This window comes from Candidatus Acidianus copahuensis, assembly GCF_000632495.1.
GTDB classification, from domain to species: Archaea; Thermoproteota; Thermoprotei_A; order Sulfolobales; family Sulfolobaceae; genus Acidianus; species Acidianus copahuensis.
In genome coordinates, this window is sequence record NZ_JFZT01000006.1 from 1 (window position 1) to 2,394 (window position 2,394).

A 2,394-nucleotide genomic window follows, 5' to 3' on the forward strand; every position below is an offset into this window, starting at 1 on the left:
CTCCTAAACCAAGGATTCTCTGAGCTTTTTCGGGATTATCAACTAAAAGAAATATTTCATCTCCAGCACTTAATGCATCGTTTATCTTACCTGAGAATGTAATCTTTCCTTGATCAATGAAAACCACGTGAGTTACTATTTTTTCCAACTCTGAAAGTATGTGAGAAGAGATGAAGAAAGTTACCCCTTTCCGATGAAGTGCTTTAACTACCTCATAAAACTCCAACCTTGCTTTGGGATCGAGATTTGCAGTAGGCTCATCAGCGAGAATTAGTTGGGGTTCCTTAATTAAGGCTGCAGCTAATTGAACTCTCTGAGCTAATCCTGAGGAGAGTTGATTTAACTTCTTATTCAGGTGAGAGTTTAGTTGAAACTCCTCAATTACAACTGAAAGCCTCGCTCTTCAGAGCGGGGATGTGGTTAAGAAAAAGTTTATAAAAGATAGAGAGTAATTCCTAATGAGGACGGTACGGTGGGTAAACCTAAGAAGAGTAGTAAGGGATCAGTCCCTATGCCTGCCATACCAGTCCTCAAACGCACCATAACTGTAGATCTAGTACCAACAAAAGAACAAGAGGAAGTGTTAAAAGAACTAGGTGACCTATGTTCAAAACTATGGAATCAAGTAAACTACGAAAGGAGAAGACAGTTCTTTAACGGTGAACGTGGTGTTGATATCAAGGGTACCTATAACAAGTGGTATAATGAGTATAAGAACATGATAGGTACAATAACAGCACAACAAGTTTTAAACAAGAACAATGAGGCATGGAGTTCATTCTTCTCCTTGTTAAGAGTAAAGAAAGAGGAAAAATTACTACTACCATTCATCAAGAACGTAAACCCACCAGGTTACTGGAAAGACAGGAAGGAGAGGAAGTTGATAATCATGTTAAGGAAAGATCAATACAAGATAGATAAAGAGAAACAAGAGATAGAACTACGCCATTTAGGGAAATTCAAGGATTTAGCAATAAGATACAAGGGAGAAATATACTATAGAGGGGGACAAGGAAGACTAGAAATAATATACAACTCCGTGTTGCACAAGTGGTATGCCCACATTACCTTAAAGGCAAGTGAGAGACTTGATAGAGAGACGGGTAAATGGAAGAAAGTACCACTAACACTAAAAGGTAATTTAGTAGGTGGGATAGATATAGGGATAAACAACTTGTTAGCTGTCTATGTATCAGACGGTACACAGATGTTAATCAAGACTAGAGTGTTGAAGTCTATCTCGTACTACTTCATGAAACTGATAAGTATGAAACAGAAGTTATTATCCTTGTATAAACAACCGTTCTCAAATGAAATAAGACGATTATATATTAAGTGGAAGAGGAAGTTAAACGCTATAATAGATACTACCGTAAGGAAAGTTGCTGAGTTCTTGTATAACAAAGGTGTTTCTCTAATTAAGGTTGGTTATCCAAAGAACATAAGTCAGAAAAAGGGTAACTTTCTAGTTGCTAACGTCTGGTCTTATAAACAAGTTATGGAAAAGTTGAGGGATGTTGCTGAAGAGTATGGCATAACTGTTAAGTTTGTTAACGAGGCATATACTTCAACTACTTGCCCCATCCACGGCAATGGATGCGGGAAAAGAGTTTCAAGGGGTTTATTTAAGTGCACAACGTCTAACAAAGTATTTAACGCTGACCTAGTTGGTGCGTTTAACATATCCATAATCCTGAGTCCCAATGATGGTGGTGTTGAGGGAACCACCACCAGAGGGATAGGGATAAGCTGGGGTAAGACCACCCCACTGGTCTATACGTGGACGAGAGGATCGGGGCTGGTAGTACCAGCTAGCTATGATTCTATGAGGGTGAAACATATGGATCAAAACCTATGAACCGCTCTGAGGGGAACCCTCGCTCTTTAGGGCGGGGAGGAGGTCAGTATCTTTTCCATATATTCTCCCCAAGTCTGTTAGATATTCGTAGACTTTTACTTCCTGAGGATGATATATCGTTGTGAATATTGTAGACATTCTCTCGTAGACTTTAGGATTATTCCACGGATCCTCTCCAAAGACCTCTACTTTTCCTGAGGTCTTCCTTAGAAGACCGGAGAGTATCTTAATAGTTGTAGTTTTCCCTGCACCGTTTGGTCCAATAAAGCCATTGATAGATCTGTTATCGACGTTGAAAGTAAGGTCTAAGATTTGCCTTTTCTCAAAGGATTTCGTAAGTCCTTCGGCAATTATCATTAGATTATAAATAGAATAACATATTTTATCTTTTTTTATCTTACTGAATGTTTGGGACTGACCTCCCAAAGGGCGAAGTTTTCAGTTGTAAAGATTCAACGTGGTTCGAATATTACCTTATCTGAAGAAAATGATTATTTTCCTATGTGTATTCTGACCATTTCACCTTTCTGAGATAA

The 2,394-nt window shown here is 38.6% G+C and carries 2 protein-coding genes and 1 pseudogene; 1 reads left to right on the forward strand and 2 read right to left on the reverse strand.

What is annotated here, in order from left to right:
• Nucleotides 1-403, reverse strand: a pseudogene (locus tag CM19_RS00310) (ATP-binding cassette domain-containing protein); the annotation flags it as partial.
• A gap of 69 nt (nucleotides 404-472) precedes the next feature.
• Here CM19_RS00310 and CM19_RS00315 point away from each other — a divergent pair.
• Nucleotides 473-1,858 (forward strand): RNA-guided endonuclease InsQ/TnpB family protein, encoded by a 1,386-nt coding sequence (locus CM19_RS00315; RefSeq protein WP_052349372.1) that lies wholly within the window; start codon nucleotides 473-475, stop codon nucleotides 1,856-1,858.
• On the opposite strand, the gene CM19_RS00320 is transcribed toward CM19_RS00315, so the two are convergent.
• Nucleotides 1,853-2,215 carry an ATP-binding cassette domain-containing protein gene (locus tag CM19_RS00320; RefSeq protein ID WP_081801155.1) on the reverse strand — a complete coding sequence of 121 codons (363 nt, stop codon included), beginning with the start codon at nucleotides 2,213-2,215 and terminating at the stop codon, nucleotides 1,853-1,855. The two genes, CM19_RS00315 and CM19_RS00320, sit on opposite strands and share 6 nt — an antisense overlap.
• Nucleotides 2,216-2,394 lie beyond the last annotated feature (179 nt).